This is a genomic window from Pontixanthobacter aquaemixtae (assembly GCF_009827395.1).
Lineage (GTDB): Bacteria > Pseudomonadota > Alphaproteobacteria > Sphingomonadales > Sphingomonadaceae > Pontixanthobacter > Pontixanthobacter aquaemixtae.
Genome location: NZ_WTYX01000001.1, coordinates 1,781,279 through 1,797,378, shown reverse-complemented (window position 1 = coordinate 1,797,378; position 16,100 = coordinate 1,781,279). Strand labels below are relative to the sequence as shown.

The following is a 16,100-nucleotide window of genomic DNA, read 5'->3' as shown; positions in this document are numbered from 1 at the left end:
TATGACTCCTGTCCGCGTAGCCATTCTGGGCATCGGGAACTGCGCAAGCTCGCTTGTTCAAGGCGCTGCGCACTACTCGCAGAATGATACGGTCCAGGGACTGATCCATCACCGGATTGCCGGATATGCGCCCGGGGATGTGCGATTTGTACTCGGCATTGATGTTGATGCGCGCAAGGTGGGCAAGGACCTGAGCGAAGCAATCTTTGCGGCTCCTAATAACACTAAGGTCTTTTGTGATAATGTACCCGCTTGTGGTGCGCGAGTGATCCGCGGGCGGGTGCTTGACGGTGTAGCAGAGCACATGACCGTGGCAGGGGAACGCGGGTTTCAGATCGCCAATGGTCCGGACGCGACAAAGGAAGATATTGTTGCCGCACTGCAGGCGTCAAAAGCGCAGATTCTGGTCAATTTCCTGCCGGTAGGATCGCAGCAGGCGACCGAGTTTTACATGGAGTGTGCGCTCGAAGCCGGTGTCGCGGTCGTCAATTGCATTCCTGTCTTTATTGCGAGCGATCCGGAGTGGGAAGCGCGCTTTCGCGAGCGCGGCCTGCCCATTGTCGGCGACGATATCAAAGCGCAAATCGGCGCGACAATCATACACCGCGCTCTGTCCAGCTTGTTCACGACGCGCGGAGTGGATGTTGAACGGACATACCAGCTCAACACCGGCGGCAATACCGACTTCATGAATATGCTCGATCAGCAGCGTTTGGCGGACAAGAAAACATCCAAGACCGAGGCTGTACAGGCAGCGTTGGCGGCACGGCTGGACGACGAAAATATCCAGATTGGCCCGTCCGAATATGTTCCATGGCAGAAGGACAACAAGGTCTGCTTCATGCGGATCGAGGGTAGCCAATGGGGCGGCGTTCCGGTTGAAATGGAACTGCGGCTTTCAGTTGAGGACAGCCCCAATGCCGCAGCTTGCGTGATGGATGCCATCCGCTTTTGCAAATATGCGCTCGACAATGGTGACAGCGGCGCTTTGATCGCGCCGAGTGCCTATTATTGCAAACACCCGCCTCAGCAAATTGGTGAAGATGCCGCTTTGCGAATGCTGGACGAATATGTCTCGCGCCATATTGAGGCTGCCGAATAAGGATGCTCGCGCTCACTCAAACAGGCGAAATGCAATGGAGGCGCTGATCCTGGCGGCTGGTCTGGGAAGCCGGATTCGCGATGTCGCGCCATGCAAGCCTTTGACCGAGCTGGATGGTTTGTCGTTGCTGGAAATTTCCGTTCGGCAATTGGCAAGCGTGGGTGCGACGCGGATCGTCGTGTCAGTCGGTTATCAGGCAGAAGAGATCGAAACTGCCTTGCCGGCGATTTCGGCCCGCGCAGCAATCCCCGTCGAGCCCCGCCGGGTGGACGATTTCCACCAGCCCAACGGTCGTTCCGTGATAACGGGATCGGAAGAATTTGACGGCGATTTCCTGCTGGTTATGGCCGACCATATCTTTTCACGCGATGTGCTGGCGGCCTTGGTCTCCGGCCCGGACGCAAAGGACGGCGCAGTGCTGGCGATTGATCGCCACACCAACTCTCCGCTGGTCGACCCGGAAGATGCGACCTGGGTGATGACGTCCGATGATGGCAAGATTCGGCATATTGGCAAATCTTTGACCGAATACAGCGCCGTTGATTGCGGCGCTTTTCGTGTATCTCCCGCGCTTCCAGCGGCCATTCGCGCCGCCATTCGCGATGGCAAGCCCGGGTCACTATCGGACGGCATGCAATATCTGGCCGATGCGGGACGGGCTTCTACAGTCGATATTGGCGATGCGTGGTGGATCGATGTCGACGATGCGAGCGCGCTTGCGCTGGCGCGTGAACAAATTGGCGAGCATCTCCCCGAATTGTTCGGAACATTGGAGAGTGCCTGATGGGCGCCCCGCTGCTCCTTGATATGACCCGCTGCGTGGCGCGACGTCTGAAAGGACAAACGCCGAGTGGTATCGATCGCGTGGCCGATGCATATGCAGCCAGATTTGCCGAAAGCGCACGCGCCGTGCTGCAAATTCGCGGGCGCATGATTGTGTTGAACGAAGAGGCATCGCGCAATCTATTTGCGGCATTGGAACTGCCTGCACAGCGGTTTCGAATCAGATTGGCAGCGCTGATTGTCAGGCTACCGTGGTCCACCGCGAAACCCGGGGAATTATGCGGAGCTCACTATTTCAATGTCAGCCATACTGATTTTGACCTGGCGTTGCATTGGCAAGAGATCGCCCGGCACAAGCTAAAGCCGGTGTACTTTCTCCACGACCTGATTCCCGTCACCCATCCGCATCTCACGACGCCGCATAAGACGGAAAGGCATCGCGGCCGGGTGCTTGGCGCCTTGAAGCAGGGCGCTGGGATTGTCGTCAATTCACAGGCGACGGCTGAGGAGTTGAGGAAGTTCGCAACGGATCATGCTCTCGATATCCCGCCAATGTTGGTTGCCCCAATCGCCGGAGCCAAACTGCCGCGCCGTGTGGAATGCGATCTGCGACGTGACACCTATTTCGTTTCGGTTGGCACCATTGAAACGCGGAAGAATCATGCATTGTTGCTTGATGTTTGGGCGCAGTTGGTTGACCGGCTTGGCGGAAAAACGCCGCGCTTGATCCTTGCGGGAAATTGGGGGTTGGGCGCCGGATCGATCCGAAAGGCTATGAAGAGCGATCCGCGCTTGCGCCAATTGATCGAAGTCCGGTCCGGCATGGAAGATGCGGAAATTGCGCGGCTGGTGGCGGGAGCGCGTGCTGTGCTGCTGCCTACGCTCGCGGAAGGATACGGCTTGCCAATGATCGAAGCATTACAGCTGCGTGTCCCTGTGATTACTAGCGATCTGCCAAGCTTGCGCGAGATTGGCCAGACAATCCCGACTTTTATCGACCCAACCGACATCAACGCATGGGCAGCCGTTATCGCGGAGTTCCACGTTGGCGGTGGGGAATGGCGGCGGCAAATGGCAGCTATAGACGCGTTCCGTGCTCCCAATTGGGCTGAACATTTTGCGGCGCTTGATGGCTGGCTTGCCCGTCTTGACCATTACGGGGGCGGTACCGCAACTTGCGTTGGTAGCGATTATCACCTTTACAATGCCCCGACAGAGCAAAAGCGTCGGAGTTGACAAGCCCAGTGTTGAGCAAGATCAGGTCTATCAGCCCGCTTTTTTGGGCGGTCGTGGTGCTGCCGACAATCCTGGCAACGGTCTATTTCGCCTTCTTGGCGGAGGACATATATACTTCGGAATCGCGGATCATTGTTCGCAGCCCTAGCAAGCCCGACGTTTCCCCGCTCGGCGCGGTGCTCGGCTCTGGCTCAATCGCTGCGGCGAGCGAGGAGAGCGAGGCTGTGCGCGAATTTCTTCAGTCCCGCGAAGCGCTCGCGCAGATCGACAAGGACGATTTCGTCCGAAATGCTTATGGAAGCCCCGCTCTTTCCATCTTTGATCGGTTCGGCGGGCTGAGCGGCGACAGTTCCGAACAGCTATACGAATATTTCAGCGAGAAACTGGCAATCGAAGATGGTACAAGCGCGCAAGTTATGCGCCTGCGCGTGGAGGCTTTCGATCCTGCACACGCGCAGACCATCAACAAGCGCCTGCTCGAACGTGCCGAAGTGTTGGTGAATACGCTATCCGCGCGCGCGCGTGCAGACGCGATCAGCTTTTCGAACGAGGAAGTAAGCGAGGCGCGGGATAATGCGCGCAGCGCGTCGCTGGCATTGGCGCGCTTTCGCGATCAGGCGGGTGTTATCGATCCCGAAATGCAGGCCAAGGTGGCATTGCAAAACATTTCGCAATTGCAGGAAGAACTGATCGCGACACGCACGCAGCTTTTGCAAATGCGGACCTATACTCCGCGCGCTTCGCAGATCCCGTTTCTCAGAACACAAGTGCGTGAACTTGAAAGCGAAATTGCCAAACAGACGCGCAGTATCGCCGGCGGATCGCGCTCGCTGTCTGCCGACGCCGCGCGCTATCAGGAATTGAACCTCGCGTCCCAATTTGCCGAAAAGCAATTGGCAGTCGCCTTGGCTTCGCAGCAGGACGCGCAAGCAGAGGCGCGGCGCAAGCAGGCCTATGTGGACCGCATTTCCGATGCCTCTCTTCCTGACTATGCGGCCTACCCCAGGCGTCTTCGGGGAGTTCTGGCGACATTGCTGCTGGGATTGCTGGCATGGGGGATTTTATCGATGCTGCTGGTCGGCATCAGGGAGCACCGCGACTGAATGGCAAGCGTACCTGCCAAACCAGAGCCGGCCAACGGTTCGCTGATTGCCAGCCTGCAAGTCAACCGGCGGATCATCGGTGCGCTGCTCATTCGCGAGATGCTCACGCGGTATGGGCGGCACAATATTGGCTTCCTATGGCTTTTCGTCGAGCCAATGCTGTTCACTTTGGGGGTGACTGTGCTGTGGACGGCAACCAAATCTGTCCATGGCAGCGACTTGCCGATCGTGGCCTTTGCCCTGACCGGATATTCCAGTGTCCTTTTGTGGCGCAACATGCCTGGGCGCTGCGTGGGGGCTTTGTGGGCCAATTTGTCATTGATTTATCACCGCAACATCAAGGTTCTCGACGTATATCTGGCGCGCTTGCTGTTGGAATTTGGCGGGGCAACGATTTCCTTTGCTACTCTGGCTTTGGCGTTCACGGCGCTGGGCATTCTGGAACTGCCTGAGGATTTTCTGAAAGTCGCTGGCGGTTGGATGCTGCTGGCGTGGTTCGGTGCGGCTCTGGCAGTGTTCCTTGGTGCGCTTTCGCATCAGAGCGAGGTGGTCGACAAATTGTGGCACCCGACTTCGTATTTGTTGTTTCCGCTATCCGGGGCAGCATTTCTGGTCGATGCGCTGCCCCGTGTTGCGCAGGAAGCTGTGCTGTATTTTCCAATGGTCCACGGGGTGGAGCTGGTTCGGGAAGGGTGGTTCGGATCGCTCGCACGTGCGCATTACAGCATAGCCTATCTGACGAGCTTTAATCTGATTCTCACGGCGATTGCGCTGATGATGGTCCGTTGGACAGCCAATCGCGTGGTTCCGGAATGATTCACGTTCGCGATCTCCACAAATCCTACGCCACCCGCTTTGGCCGCAATGTCGTGTTGGAAGGGATCGATTTCGATCTGGCAATGGGAGAGCGGTTAGGGATTCTTGGCCGCAATGGCGCCGGAAAGTCGACCATGATCCGCTTGGTCAGCGGCGCAGAAAAGCCGACATCGGGTATGATCGAGCGGTCCATGTCGGTGTCGTGGCCACTGGCCTTTGGCGGTGCGTTTCAGCCGCAATTGACCGGGATCGACAATATCCGCTTTATCACGTCGATCTACGATCAGGATTTTGAGAAGAATCTGGCTTTCGTGGAGGATTTTGCCGAACTCGGGCCCTATCTGCGCGAGCCGGTGCGAACCTATTCTTCGGGAATGCGCGCGCGGCTTGCATTCGCGATCTCGATGATCATCGAATTTGACTGTTTTCTGATCGATGAAATCGGTGCGGTTGGCGATGCCCGGTTCCATGATCGCTGCAACTATGAACTGTTTGACGTGCGCAGCGACCGCGCCATGATGATAATCTCGCACGACGCCGGCTATGTCCGCGAACATTGCAACAGATGGGCTATCCTGCATGATGGCAGGCTGTCCCAGTTCGACGATTTTGAAGTCGCCTATTCGACCTATAAGGAACTAATCGGTGTGGATATGCATACGCAGCCGGTCGCAGTGAATTATAGCAACCGCGCTCGGATGGTGGATTCCTCGCAGCACGCCGCTCTGACCGACGAGCGGTTCCGCGTGCATGTCCAGCAGGGCGATTGGGCGCGCGATGAAAGCGATTGGAAGCGGGCGGCGGCCGAATATAGCAAGGCACTGGCGCTCTATCCGTACCAACGCAGCTATTGGACGCAGCTTGGCCATGTCGAGAAAGTGCTAGGCAATTTTGCCAATGCCGAGATTGCTTATCGCACAGCGGTTGCCCTGGGTGAGCCCATGGCTGACGTAGAAGTTCATGCGGGTTTTGTCGTCGAGCAGCAAGGCGACTCGATCGACGGATTGCCCCTTCGCGCTCCAACGGCAAGAGCCAGTGCTTGGCAACCGCCGTCAAAGCCCGACTTTGATGCTTTGAACTGGTTGCTTCGGGCAGGAGCGGAATGCGAGCCCGAAGACATGCTGGATCAGGTCAGGCAGCACGAAACGCTTGATGCGCTCGCGGCGGCGATGGTCTTGGACGCTGGTAACCCCCTTGCGCCGCCCCCGGATAATCACGCGTTGTTTGAACGGGCGAAATGCCTTGTCGGCGGCAGTCCGGGGGAAGCATCAAGCGCGGATCAGTTGCTTCCCACGGGCGCATTCGCGGATTGGCCGCAAACGCGTGCAGCTATCCAGGCTCGCCAACTAGAGAACCGGATTAATTGAGCGATGTCGGATAATCAGAAAACCATCCTAATCGACGGGTATAATCTGGGGCTCGAAAAAGGCACCGGAGTTGCGACCTATGCGCGCAATCTCAGCTATGAGCTTCGCGATCTGGGCCACAAAGTGTCGGTTCTTTATGGCAATCGCGGCTCGCTGAACCGAGATGATCTGCTACGGGAAATTGCGTTCTTTGACGGCAATGTAGAGCAGCCGCGAATCCTCGAAATGATCGAGCGTGCGCGGGCTGCGATGCGCCTGCCGTTCAGATATCGCGCCAAGCAGATTCCGATGTCTGGCCGTGTAATTTCACGGACTTTTGCCGCGCGTTTACCCTATTACGACGCCATTTATAACTCGACCGATTTGTTCAAGAACGCGCAAAGTGCGTTTTGGCTTTGGAAGCGGCTGATGAATATCAAGCTGCCCGAAGCACCCGATCTGGCGCATTGGACCTATCCTTTGCCTGTCCGCATCAAGGACGCACCCAACATCTATACAATGCATGATCTGGTGCCATTGCGGCTGCCCTATACCACACTCGACAACAAGAGACGCTACCTGCGGCTAATGCGATTGATTGGCGATCGGGCCGATCACATTGTGACGGTTTCTGAAAATTCCAAACAGGATTTGATCGATCTGCTCGGCATTCCCGAGCAGAAGATCACCAATACATATCAATCGGTCCAGATTCCCGCGAAATTTCGCGAAAAGCCCGATGATCAGGTCGCTCGCGAAGTCGAGGGTGTAACCGGCTTTGGCTATAAAGAGTATTTTCTGTTCTGGGGATCGTTGGAGCCGAAGAAGAATATTGGAAAGATGATCGAAGCCTATATGGCGAGCGAAGTTTCCACCCCGTTGGTGATCATCGGTGCGCAGGCGTGGAAAGCGGAAAAAGAACTCGCATTGCTCAACGAAGATGCGATGGAAAAGAGCGCATTTGGCAGCATCGAGCGTACGCGCGGTGCGCGCAAACGGATTATCCGGTTGGACTATGTGCCATTCGGAATGCTGGTCAGCTTGATCAGGGGCGCCAAAGCCGCACTTTTCCCGTCGCTCTATGAAGGATTCGGGCTTCCGGCATTGGAGGCAATGCTGCTCAAAACCCCGGTCATTTGTTCGAACACATCGTCGCTTCCCGAAGTTGTCGGGGATGCAGCACGCATGGTCGACCCTTACGACTCGCAGGCAATTTCTACCGCAATCCGCGAACTCGATGCCGACGTTGATTTGCGCGCTGATCTGACCGCGCGTGGTATCAAGCAGGCCGCGCGTTATAGCCAGGAAAATTACCGCGACCGCCTGCAATCAGTCTATGCTAGGTACCTATGATGGCTCCGTTTCTCGCACGTCCTTTTGCTTCAACCGTCATGGCGGCGGTATGTGCGATAATGCTCGCAGGTTGCTCCTCTTTCGGGGCAGCAGGACCCAGTTCGCGTGCAATCAATGACGCTGGCGGCCAGACCTATGCCGCAGCGGATATCGCGATCATCAATCTGGACAACAACACGACGCGGCGGATCGCGGACTATGCGCAAAGCAAGAACTTTTCTGAAGTGTTTGGCGAAAGGGCTGTTGCGGCGTCGCTAATCGAACGCGGCGATATTGTTGGCGTAACCTTATGGGAAGCACCGCCGGCAGTGTTATTCGGAGTAGGCGGCCCTTCTCGCGCAGCAGAGGGAGCCGCGCTCGCGCAAAGCGCAGCTATCCCGGAACAGCGTGTTGAGGAAGACGGCACGATCGCCATTCCATTTGTCGGCAATGTAAGAGCAGCCGGGCGCACCACTTCTCAACTGCAACGCGACATTGTGGCGCGGCTGCGCGGCCGCGCTCACGATCCGCAAGCTTTGGTCCGTTTGATCGACAACCAGGCAAGCAATGTCACGATCTTGGGTGAAGTTGCGAATACGCGCCGCGTGCCTTTGACTGCACGAGGGGAACGTTTGCTCGATATTCTCGCTGCGGCAGGTGGGCCAACCGAAGACGTGGACAAAACTACCATCCGCCTAACCCGCGGTGATCAGGCCGCGACCATGCCGCTCGATGCGATCATTCTTGACCCCGCTCAGAACATAACATTGCGCTCCAACGATGTACTGACGGTGCTGCATCAACCTTACAGTTTTATCGCTCTGGGTGCGGTTACACGGAACGCGGAAGTTCCCTTTGAAGGGGCAGGGCTGACATTGGCGCAAGCCTTGGGGCGGATCGGCGGCTTGCGCGATGATCGGGCGGATATTCGCGGAGTTTTCGTTTTCAGGTTGGAAGATCCTGCTGCACTTGACCCGGCGCTTACCGCCAACGCACGCCAAACCTTGGAAGGCAAAGTGCCGGTGATTTACCGTGTCGACCTGTCGCAGGGGGCGGGCTTCTTTGCGGCACAAGATTTCGCCATAAGGGATGGCGATTTGCTCTATGTTTCCAGCGCTCCTGGTGCGGATTTGCAGAAGTTTTTGTCGACGCTGTCCAATGTCGGACTTTCGACCATCGCAATCGGAAATTCTCTTTAGTTAGCAGCCGACTATCCTTTATCGGTCAAATGGCACCTCCACGTCATTTTTCTGTTCTTGTTTAAAAAATTGGTTGGTAAAAGCGCTGCGCCTGCGAATGCGAGCTAACCAGTTTTTCAGGATGCTTAAATGCCAGAATTGCTAACACCACCAATCGCCCGCCCAAGCGTTGTGACGATTGACGAGACACGCGTACTCGAAACCGAAACAGTAATCGATGAAGGTGTGATCCTATTTTCCAATGGGCTGGGATTATCCGAATATGAGTCGAGCAGTCTCAACGGATCGATGGCGGTCTATATCGACTATGATGTCTATTCCGGCCGGGATCCTCATGGTCTGATCAATCACGGTGTGATCTGGAATTATCAGCCAAGCACAGAGACCCGGACAGGCTTGGCCGATTTTGGCGTGGCATCCGGCTGGGGCGCAGTAACCAATAACGGCGTCATCGCGGTCGAGAATGAGAACAAAAGTGTCTTCGTGGTTTTTGCTGCCGGTCACTCGTTAAATTCGGGATGGCTTTATGGTTACAGTGCAGCAGCCAATGTGCACGGCTATACATCCGAAGATCCGTTCGGATCGTTGACCAACGAAGGTGTAATTGCGGTCCATTCCCCCAATGCGGGCGCCACCGGCGTGATCATGGACAATGGCGGCACATTCATCAACGAAACCAACGGCATCATCCAAGCCGCTGGTGCCAATGCAACGGGCGTGGTGTTCAACCGCGGCGCCTATACCGGAGCAGGCGCGACCTATGACCCGCAGATCGTCAACCGTGGGTTGATTGAGGCGATTTCGCTCGACGTGGATTTTGCCTCCATCGGAATATTCATCCAGCATCTGGAATTTGAATGGATGGAGGTCGTCAACGAAGGGACGATCCGGGCTGACATTGCTATCTTCGCATCGGGTGCGTCCTATTCGCCGCAGCAAGAATCGACCGACCGTGTAACGAATAGCGCGACCGGCGTCATCGAAGGCGCGATCATGCTCGCCGAAGGAGACGATATCCTCGTCAATCACGGCGCAATCCGGGGCGATGTTTTGCTCGGCAATGGCGATGATCTGTTCGACACGCGCGGGGGTAGCTTTGAAGGCTTCGCCAATGGCGGTTTTGGAAACGATGTTTTCCTTGGTTCTGCTTTTTCGGATTATGTTCGGGGTGAAACCGGGGATGACCGGCTAGAAGGCAATGGCGGAAACGATCTGCTGATTGGCGATTGGGGCGCAGACACTCTGATCGGCGGCCTTGGCAATGACGGGCTATACGGCGAATTTGGTGACGATCTGATCGTTACTCTTGGCGGAGACGTTGTTCTTGCAGGCGCAGGAACCGACAGGGTCGAATTGGGTGACTACACCTTCGCTTTCATAAACGGTGAAGACGGCCACGACACGCTTGCTCTGGCGGGCACTGGCCGACTGCTTGATCTTTCCGCGGTTGTGGCCAGTGGCAGACTGCTCAATTTCGAACAGATCGAACTTGGCGCGTCGGATGGGCTGGTGGTGCGTGCCAGCGATGTTTCAGGGCTCAATAATGACAATCAGCTGATTGTCAGCGGCACGAATACGGGTACGTTACACCTGGTTGGGGCATGGGCTGCCGACGGCGCCGAGACTGTCGACGGCGTTTCATACTCTGCCTTTCGCATCAATGGTGAACGCGTGCTGGTGGCAGCGGGTATCGCAGTCACTATTTCTGCTTCGGCACCGGCGGGCGCAGTCGGGCTTGATGCGATTGCCACAGGCGATGCCGCGCCCGAACCCGGCGTGATCGCGGGTAGCGAACGCTATAGCGGCTTGTCATTTGCCAATTTCTTTGTGGTTAGAGACGATCTGCAGATATCCGAATCCGAAACCTGGTATTCGGAGCAGGGCAATACAGTTCTCGCGATCAACGATTTCAGCGTTCTCGACAATGACGGCACAATCATCAGCGTGTCCGACACAGTGCCTTCGAACAATAATGGCATTATCGGCTATGTTCAGGGCGATCTTTCGATGCTGGGCTGGTTCGACGGGATCAGTGACAGGTTGGGCGCGATGGCCGTCTATTCCAATCATGGCGGTCTGATCGATAATTCTGGCCTGATTTACTCGGAATCGACCAAAAGCGGCATCAGTGTTGCGATCTCTGTCGCTGCGAACGGGCCTATTCTGAATTCCGGCACCATCAGCAGCTTCGCGGTCAACGGGGCCGCATTGGGCATTCACACATACGATGCTTCGTTCGGCCCCGAGCTCGATGAGCCCTATGCCGTCGATAATCGAGGAGAATTAATCGTTTCGTCCGAGACTGATCGCGCGATCGGCATTTTCAACTTCAATGGCGCTACGGTGCATAACTCAGGGCGGATTGATGTTTCAGGCGGAGCTGGAGCTTACGGCGTTGTAACGGGCGGTGGGCATTTCAGCATCATCAACGAAGGTGAAATTACCGCAACGACCACCAATGAAAGCGGCGATAGATCGGCGGCGTTCTATTTGTGGTTGCAGGGCGCCAATATCGTGAATAGCGGCACAATTTCGGCCGATGATCTCCTCGTTGATTATTCGGATTACCAACTGAACGTGCAGATCAACAATTCCGGCACGATCAATGCAGACATCACAACTTATCGCCCGGGGGACGAGCTGCGCAATTCCGGCCTAATCAATGGCCAAGTCAATCTGGGTGCCGGAAACGACGTATATTATAATTTAGGTGGAACGACGACCGGACTGATATCGGGTGGTGAAGGCGAAGACATAGCTCACTATCAGGGCGTATTTGGTGACTACACGATTGTAGAAAATGTCCCGGGGCAATTCACGATAACGGGTGCATTCGGCAGCGAAACCCTGACTGGTTTTGAAACTCTGCAGTTCGCCGATATCTCCGTGCTGCTCGATACAGGCACAGGTGTCGCTGTCGATCCGGCCACAGCGGATCCGGATACATTTATGCTCAATATCCGCGATTTTGACGGAAATGATCTGGGCGGTGCATCGAATTGGGAGCTAATCGGTCAGGCCGATGCGAATGGCGATGGAAGCGCCGACTATATTTTCGTCAATCACCAAATCGGTCGTTTCGCCGAAGTCGGATTGGGTGCTGATGGACGGGTCTATTTCGACAATCACAGCTGGGGCGGAGACACGCGTGTGGTCGGCATTTACATCGATCCGCTGGTTCTATCAGGCGAGGTTGAAGCAGGCGGTGACCACGACAGCCAGAGGCGTTTCCAACACGACCTGTTCATAAACAACATCTCTGATGTTCTGGGAAGTGACGACTATGACGGAGATGGATTGCAGGAAGTCTATTTCGCGTTGACCGACGGTACGGCTTTTCTCCACGCCTATATGCACGCAGACGGCAATATCCGGTACGCCAACTACCAGTCACAGCAACAGGTGATCGATTTCCTGACCGCCAATGGCTATGATCAAAGCACATGGGCGGACTGGTTCCCAAGCAGAGCAGAAGAAAGCAGTGCCAAGGATACTACGCCTGTTCAGGATGTCGAAGACGGCGGTAAGCAAGGCGTTGAGGCGGTGACCTATGGTCTTTCAGTCCAATATGATCCGATCGAACTGCGCTATGACGTGTCAAACCTGATGGTTGAAACGATGGTGTAAGGGTGCCCGCGACCCTAGCTCGCGAGCAACCGTTTACCCCGGGCAAACCCCTCAGGCGGATCTTACAGACTCCCTTCGCGGCAATTCTCGTTGAAGGGGAAGATAACGATCTTTCATCAGGGCGGCCCTTGTCTTCGGAATATTGCCGATATCGGATTGAAGCGTGCAATTTCATGAATTTGCCATGCATTTACTTGTACGGGCCAGCATGGACTGATAGTTCTATTGAAGAGGGGTTCAGATGGTGAGATTCACCGATGTCAAGAATTGCGAAAATTTCGGTCTTTTCGGCCTTTGTTCTAACTACGCAGGCTGCCTGCGTGGCTAAGGACGTATCCGCAAATTGCACTGTTGAGGGTGCAAAATACCTGTCAGGCGCTTATTCTGACAGCGAAATTTGCCGCGGTTTTGAAGATCGTCTGAGCAAGGCTATAGCGGCAGATGGAACATCAGCCAAAGCAGGTGCACTGACTGTAGCGATACAATTGCACGAGCGCGGCTCTGCTGAAGCGCAGGTTTCCCGACAAGATGGTGGCGAAGTGACGGACTATCCCGTGGTCGCTGTCGATGTCATGGATCGGCCTCTCGCCAAGGACGATTTGGACAAATTGGCTGACTCCGTGGCCCAGATGCTGAAAACAAATTAAGGCAAAGCCGGTAGCAGTTGCACAGAATAAAATAGGTGGACGAGAAGATGACAGTAATGGTCAATGAATTTGTGCGGGACACAATCTTTCCCGGTTTGGACCCCTATGGTCTGGGTTTGGTTGCAGGGGGTGATCGGCTTGGCGAAACGCTGAGCCAGACCAAGAACACATCGCATATCGATGGTTGCAGCTGCGCATCTTGCCATGAACATGACGACGATGGGAAAATCCACCAGCCCGGCGACGGTTCGGTCGGCTCCGAGGACAATATTTCGAGCGACACCAGCACAACCGGCGTGATGGCGCCGGGCGGCGCTGTGACGAGTTCAATCGACACCGCCGGTGACAGCGACTGGTTTCGGATCACGCTTCAAGCGGGGGAAACATACCAGTTTTCAACTTACTTGCCGGGCGGCGGTCTGCGCGACAGTATTCTGACGCTGCGCGATTCCAACGGCGTCGAGATCGCCACCAATGACGACATGAATACCGGGGCGCAGCTCTATCAGTCAGAGATCATTTTTACCGCGACAACTTCTGGAACTTATTATCTCGACGTATCGGGATGGGGGACGTCGACTGGCCAATATTATATTTCCAGCTCTTTCCCGCTTGACGATTCTGTCGCGGGCGATGCGTCAACTGGCGCGACGATTACAATTGGTGATCCGGCCACAGTTGGCACGCTCGAACAAACCGGCGATCGTGACTGGTACGCGGTGACGCTTGAAGCTGGCACGCTCTACGAATTTACAACAAGCGCGACCGGCCCCAGCGGGGATGCCGACACCACGCTTACGATCCGCGATGCAGACGGCAATGTCTTGGCGTTTAACGACGACAGTTCGGGAACCTATTCGCGCGTGCGTTTCGAAACGGAAACAAGCGGCACTTTCTACATCGACGTGGGTGGGTGGGCGAATTCTTCGTCTGGTGCATATCAGCTGGAAGCCGTGGTCGCTCCGCCGCTTCAGGAATTCACCAATGACCAGATCGCCGACCAGCTGATCAATGGATATTGGGGCGGGGCAGGCTCTGCCCGCAGTTTCAATGTTGCACCGGGCGGTTCGATCGACGTCAACATCACCGCCTTGACTGCTGATGGCCAATACCTCGCCCGCGAAGCGCTCAATTTATGGAGCGATGTGCTGGGCGTTACCTTTAACGAGGTCGCCTCCGGTGGGCAGATCATCTTTGACGATGATGAAAGCGGTGCATTCGCTACTTCGACGCGGACGGGCAACACGATCACCGTGTCCAATGTAAACGTGTCGACCGACTGGCTGGCCAATTCGGGAACTACGCTCGATAGCTATTCGTTCCAGACCTATATCCACGAAATCGGGCATGCCTTGGGTCTTGGCCATGGCGGCAATTACAACTCGACTGCCGATTACGTGCAGGATGCGAGCTATCTGAACGATTCCTGGGCGACCACGGTCATGTCCTATTTCAGCCAGACGGAAAATTCGTTCTTCAGCAGTCAGGGTTTCAGCCGTGTCTTCACGCTTTCCCCCATGAGCGCTGACATCGTTGCCATCCAGCAGATTTATGGTGTCGTCACCACCACACGCACCGGCGATGACACTTATGGCTTCGGCAACACTACCGGACGCGATATCTATGGCATTGGCGCCAACGTGACCAACAGTGCTGGTAATTTGCTGGCCTTCACTATCATCGACAATGGCGGTGAAGATACGCTCGATTACTCGCCATATTCTGCCGCGCAGTTGATCAATTTGAACGCTGAGACATTCTCGAATGTCGGCGGCAGTGTCGGCAATATGAGCATTGCCCGCGGCACCGTTATTGAAAATGCGGTTGGCGGTTCGGGCAACGACACGCTGATCGGCAATGATGTGGGCAACTCCCTCACCGGCGGCCTGGGTAATGACAGTCTCGATGGCGGTTCGAACATCGACACGGCGGTGGTGCGAGGCAACCGCGCCGATTACACGGTGACGCAGACTGCGACGGGCGTGTTCCAGGTTGTGGGCGCCGATGGCACCGATACGCTGACCGCAATCGAGTATCTGCAATTCGATGACCAGACGATCCGCTTGCTGCCTGGCACGGGCGTATCGGTGAACTTCGAGTCTACCGATCCGTCGGTCTATCAAGGTGCGATGAACGCCATTCAAGACTTCGACGGCAACGCCTTGGGCGGCAATGGCGGCTGGTTGCGGATCGGCAGCGCCGATGTGGACGGCGATGGCGATATTGACCAGATTCTCGTTAACTCGCTGATTGGCCGCTTTGCCACGGTCGGGACCGCCGAAGACGGTTTGGTTTATTTCGATGATCATGGCTGGGCCGGTGAGACGCGCGTCGTGGGGATCTATATCGATCCGCTGGTGGCCAATGGCACCGTTGAAGCCGGTAGCGATACTGATAGCCAGCGCCGCTTCCAGAACGATTTGTTGATCGAGAACATCAACCGCGTTCTCGGCGCGGACGACTATGATGGCGATGGCCTTCAGGAAGTCTATTTCGCGCTGACCGATGGTACGGCCTATCTCCATGCCTACATGCATGCAGACGGCAACATCCAGTACGCCAACTATCAGTCAGAGCAGCAGGTAATCGATTTCCTGACCGCAAACGGGTTTGGGCCGGAGACATGGGCCGGTTGGTTCCCGAGCGGACAAGAAAGCGACGACGCCAGCGACAAAGACAGCACGCCCGTTCAGGATGTCGAGGATGGGGGCAAACAGGGCGCCGAAGCTGTGACTCACGGCCTGTCGGTCCAGCACGATCCGATGGAGCTGCGCTATGATGTCTCCAACCTGATGGTTGAAACCATAGGGTAAGCTTGATTTCACCGCGAAATTTGCGCGCCGCTGGCTACGCAAGGTCACTACGCAATTGATCTTGTGTCGCAGCGGCGCGTTGGCGTAGCGGCAATC

The 16,100-nt window shown here is 55.9% G+C and carries 11 protein-coding genes; all 11 read left to right on the top strand.

The annotated features are described in order from the left end of the window. Position 1 precedes the first annotated feature (1 nt). Complete coding sequence (locus GRI41_RS08515) at positions 2-1,102, top strand: inositol-3-phosphate synthase (protein ID WP_160604451.1); 1,101 nt, start codon at positions 2-4, stop codon at positions 1,100-1,102. A 34-nt stretch (positions 1,103-1,136) separates the two neighbouring features. Continuing rightward, positions 1,137-1,886: a phosphocholine cytidylyltransferase family protein gene (locus tag GRI41_RS08510; protein ID WP_160604450.1), complete on the top strand. Its 750-nt coding sequence runs from the start codon at positions 1,137-1,139 to the stop codon at positions 1,884-1,886. Continuing rightward, positions 1,886-3,121, top strand: a complete 1,236-nt coding sequence (locus GRI41_RS08505; RefSeq protein WP_160604449.1) for a glycosyltransferase — start codon at positions 1,886-1,888, stop codon at positions 3,119-3,121. Before GRI41_RS08510 ends, GRI41_RS08505 begins: the two co-directional genes overlap by 1 nt. An 11-nt stretch (positions 3,122-3,132) precedes the next feature. After that, a complete protein-coding gene (locus tag GRI41_RS08500) occupies positions 3,133-4,224 on the top strand; it encodes a Wzz/FepE/Etk N-terminal domain-containing protein (RefSeq protein WP_235901101.1) in 1,092 nt (363 codons plus the stop codon). Further along, positions 4,225-5,040 (top strand): ABC transporter permease, encoded by an 816-nt coding sequence (locus tag GRI41_RS08495; protein ID WP_160604447.1) that lies wholly within the window; start codon positions 4,225-4,227, stop codon positions 5,038-5,040. It begins immediately after the preceding gene. Next, positions 5,010-6,407 carry an ABC transporter ATP-binding protein gene (locus tag GRI41_RS14465; RefSeq protein WP_328600533.1) on the top strand — a complete coding sequence of 466 codons (1,398 nt, stop codon included), beginning with the start codon at positions 5,010-5,012 and terminating at the stop codon, positions 6,405-6,407. Before GRI41_RS08495 ends, GRI41_RS14465 begins: the two co-directional genes overlap by 31 nt. A 3-nt stretch (positions 6,408-6,410) precedes the next feature. Beyond that, positions 6,411-7,739 (top strand): glycosyltransferase family 4 protein, encoded by a 1,329-nt coding sequence (locus GRI41_RS08485; protein WP_160604445.1) that lies wholly within the window; start codon positions 6,411-6,413, stop codon positions 7,737-7,739. Between the two features lie 59 nt (positions 7,740-7,798). Continuing rightward, complete coding sequence (locus GRI41_RS08480) at positions 7,799-8,917, top strand: polysaccharide biosynthesis/export family protein (RefSeq protein ID WP_160604443.1); 1,119 nt, start codon at positions 7,799-7,801, stop codon at positions 8,915-8,917. 129 nt (positions 8,918-9,046) lie between these two features. Beyond that, the gene (locus tag GRI41_RS08475; protein WP_160604441.1) at positions 9,047-12,544 is read left to right on the top strand and encodes a calcium-binding protein; all 3,498 of its coding nucleotides are present in this window, start codon (positions 9,047-9,049) and stop codon (positions 12,542-12,544) included. Positions 12,545-12,801: 257 nt separating this feature from the next. After that, entirely contained in the window at positions 12,802-13,191 is a 390-nt protein-coding gene (locus GRI41_RS08470; protein WP_160604439.1) for a hypothetical protein, read from the top strand. Positions 13,192-13,238: 47 nt separating this feature from the next. Beyond that, on the top strand, positions 13,239-16,004 hold the full coding sequence (locus GRI41_RS08465; RefSeq protein WP_160604437.1) for a M10 family metallopeptidase C-terminal domain-containing protein: 2,766 nt from the start codon (positions 13,239-13,241) through the stop codon (positions 16,002-16,004). Positions 16,005-16,100 lie beyond the last annotated feature (96 nt).

Coding starts and splice junctions, on each gene's coding strand:
- GRI41_RS08470 (WP_160604439.1), top strand. CDS start 12,802: ATGTCAAGAATTGCGAAAATTTCGGTCTTTTCGGCCTTTGTTCTAACT.
- GRI41_RS08505 (WP_160604449.1), top strand. CDS start 1,886: ATGGGCGCCCCGCTGCTCCTTGATATGACCCGCTGCGTGGCGCGACGT.
- GRI41_RS08495 (WP_160604447.1), top strand. CDS start 4,225: ATGGCAAGCGTACCTGCCAAACCAGAGCCGGCCAACGGTTCGCTGATT.
- GRI41_RS08515 (WP_160604451.1), top strand. CDS start 2: ATGACTCCTGTCCGCGTAGCCATTCTGGGCATCGGGAACTGCGCAAGC.
- GRI41_RS08475 (WP_160604441.1), top strand. CDS start 9,047: ATGCCAGAATTGCTAACACCACCAATCGCCCGCCCAAGCGTTGTGACG.
- GRI41_RS08480 (WP_160604443.1), top strand. CDS start 7,799: ATGCTCGCAGGTTGCTCCTCTTTCGGGGCAGCAGGACCCAGTTCGCGT.
- GRI41_RS08485 (WP_160604445.1), top strand. CDS start 6,411: ATGTCGGATAATCAGAAAACCATCCTAATCGACGGGTATAATCTGGGG.
- GRI41_RS08465 (WP_160604437.1), top strand. CDS start 13,239: ATGACAGTAATGGTCAATGAATTTGTGCGGGACACAATCTTTCCCGGT.
- GRI41_RS08510 (WP_160604450.1), top strand. CDS start 1,137: ATGGAGGCGCTGATCCTGGCGGCTGGTCTGGGAAGCCGGATTCGCGAT.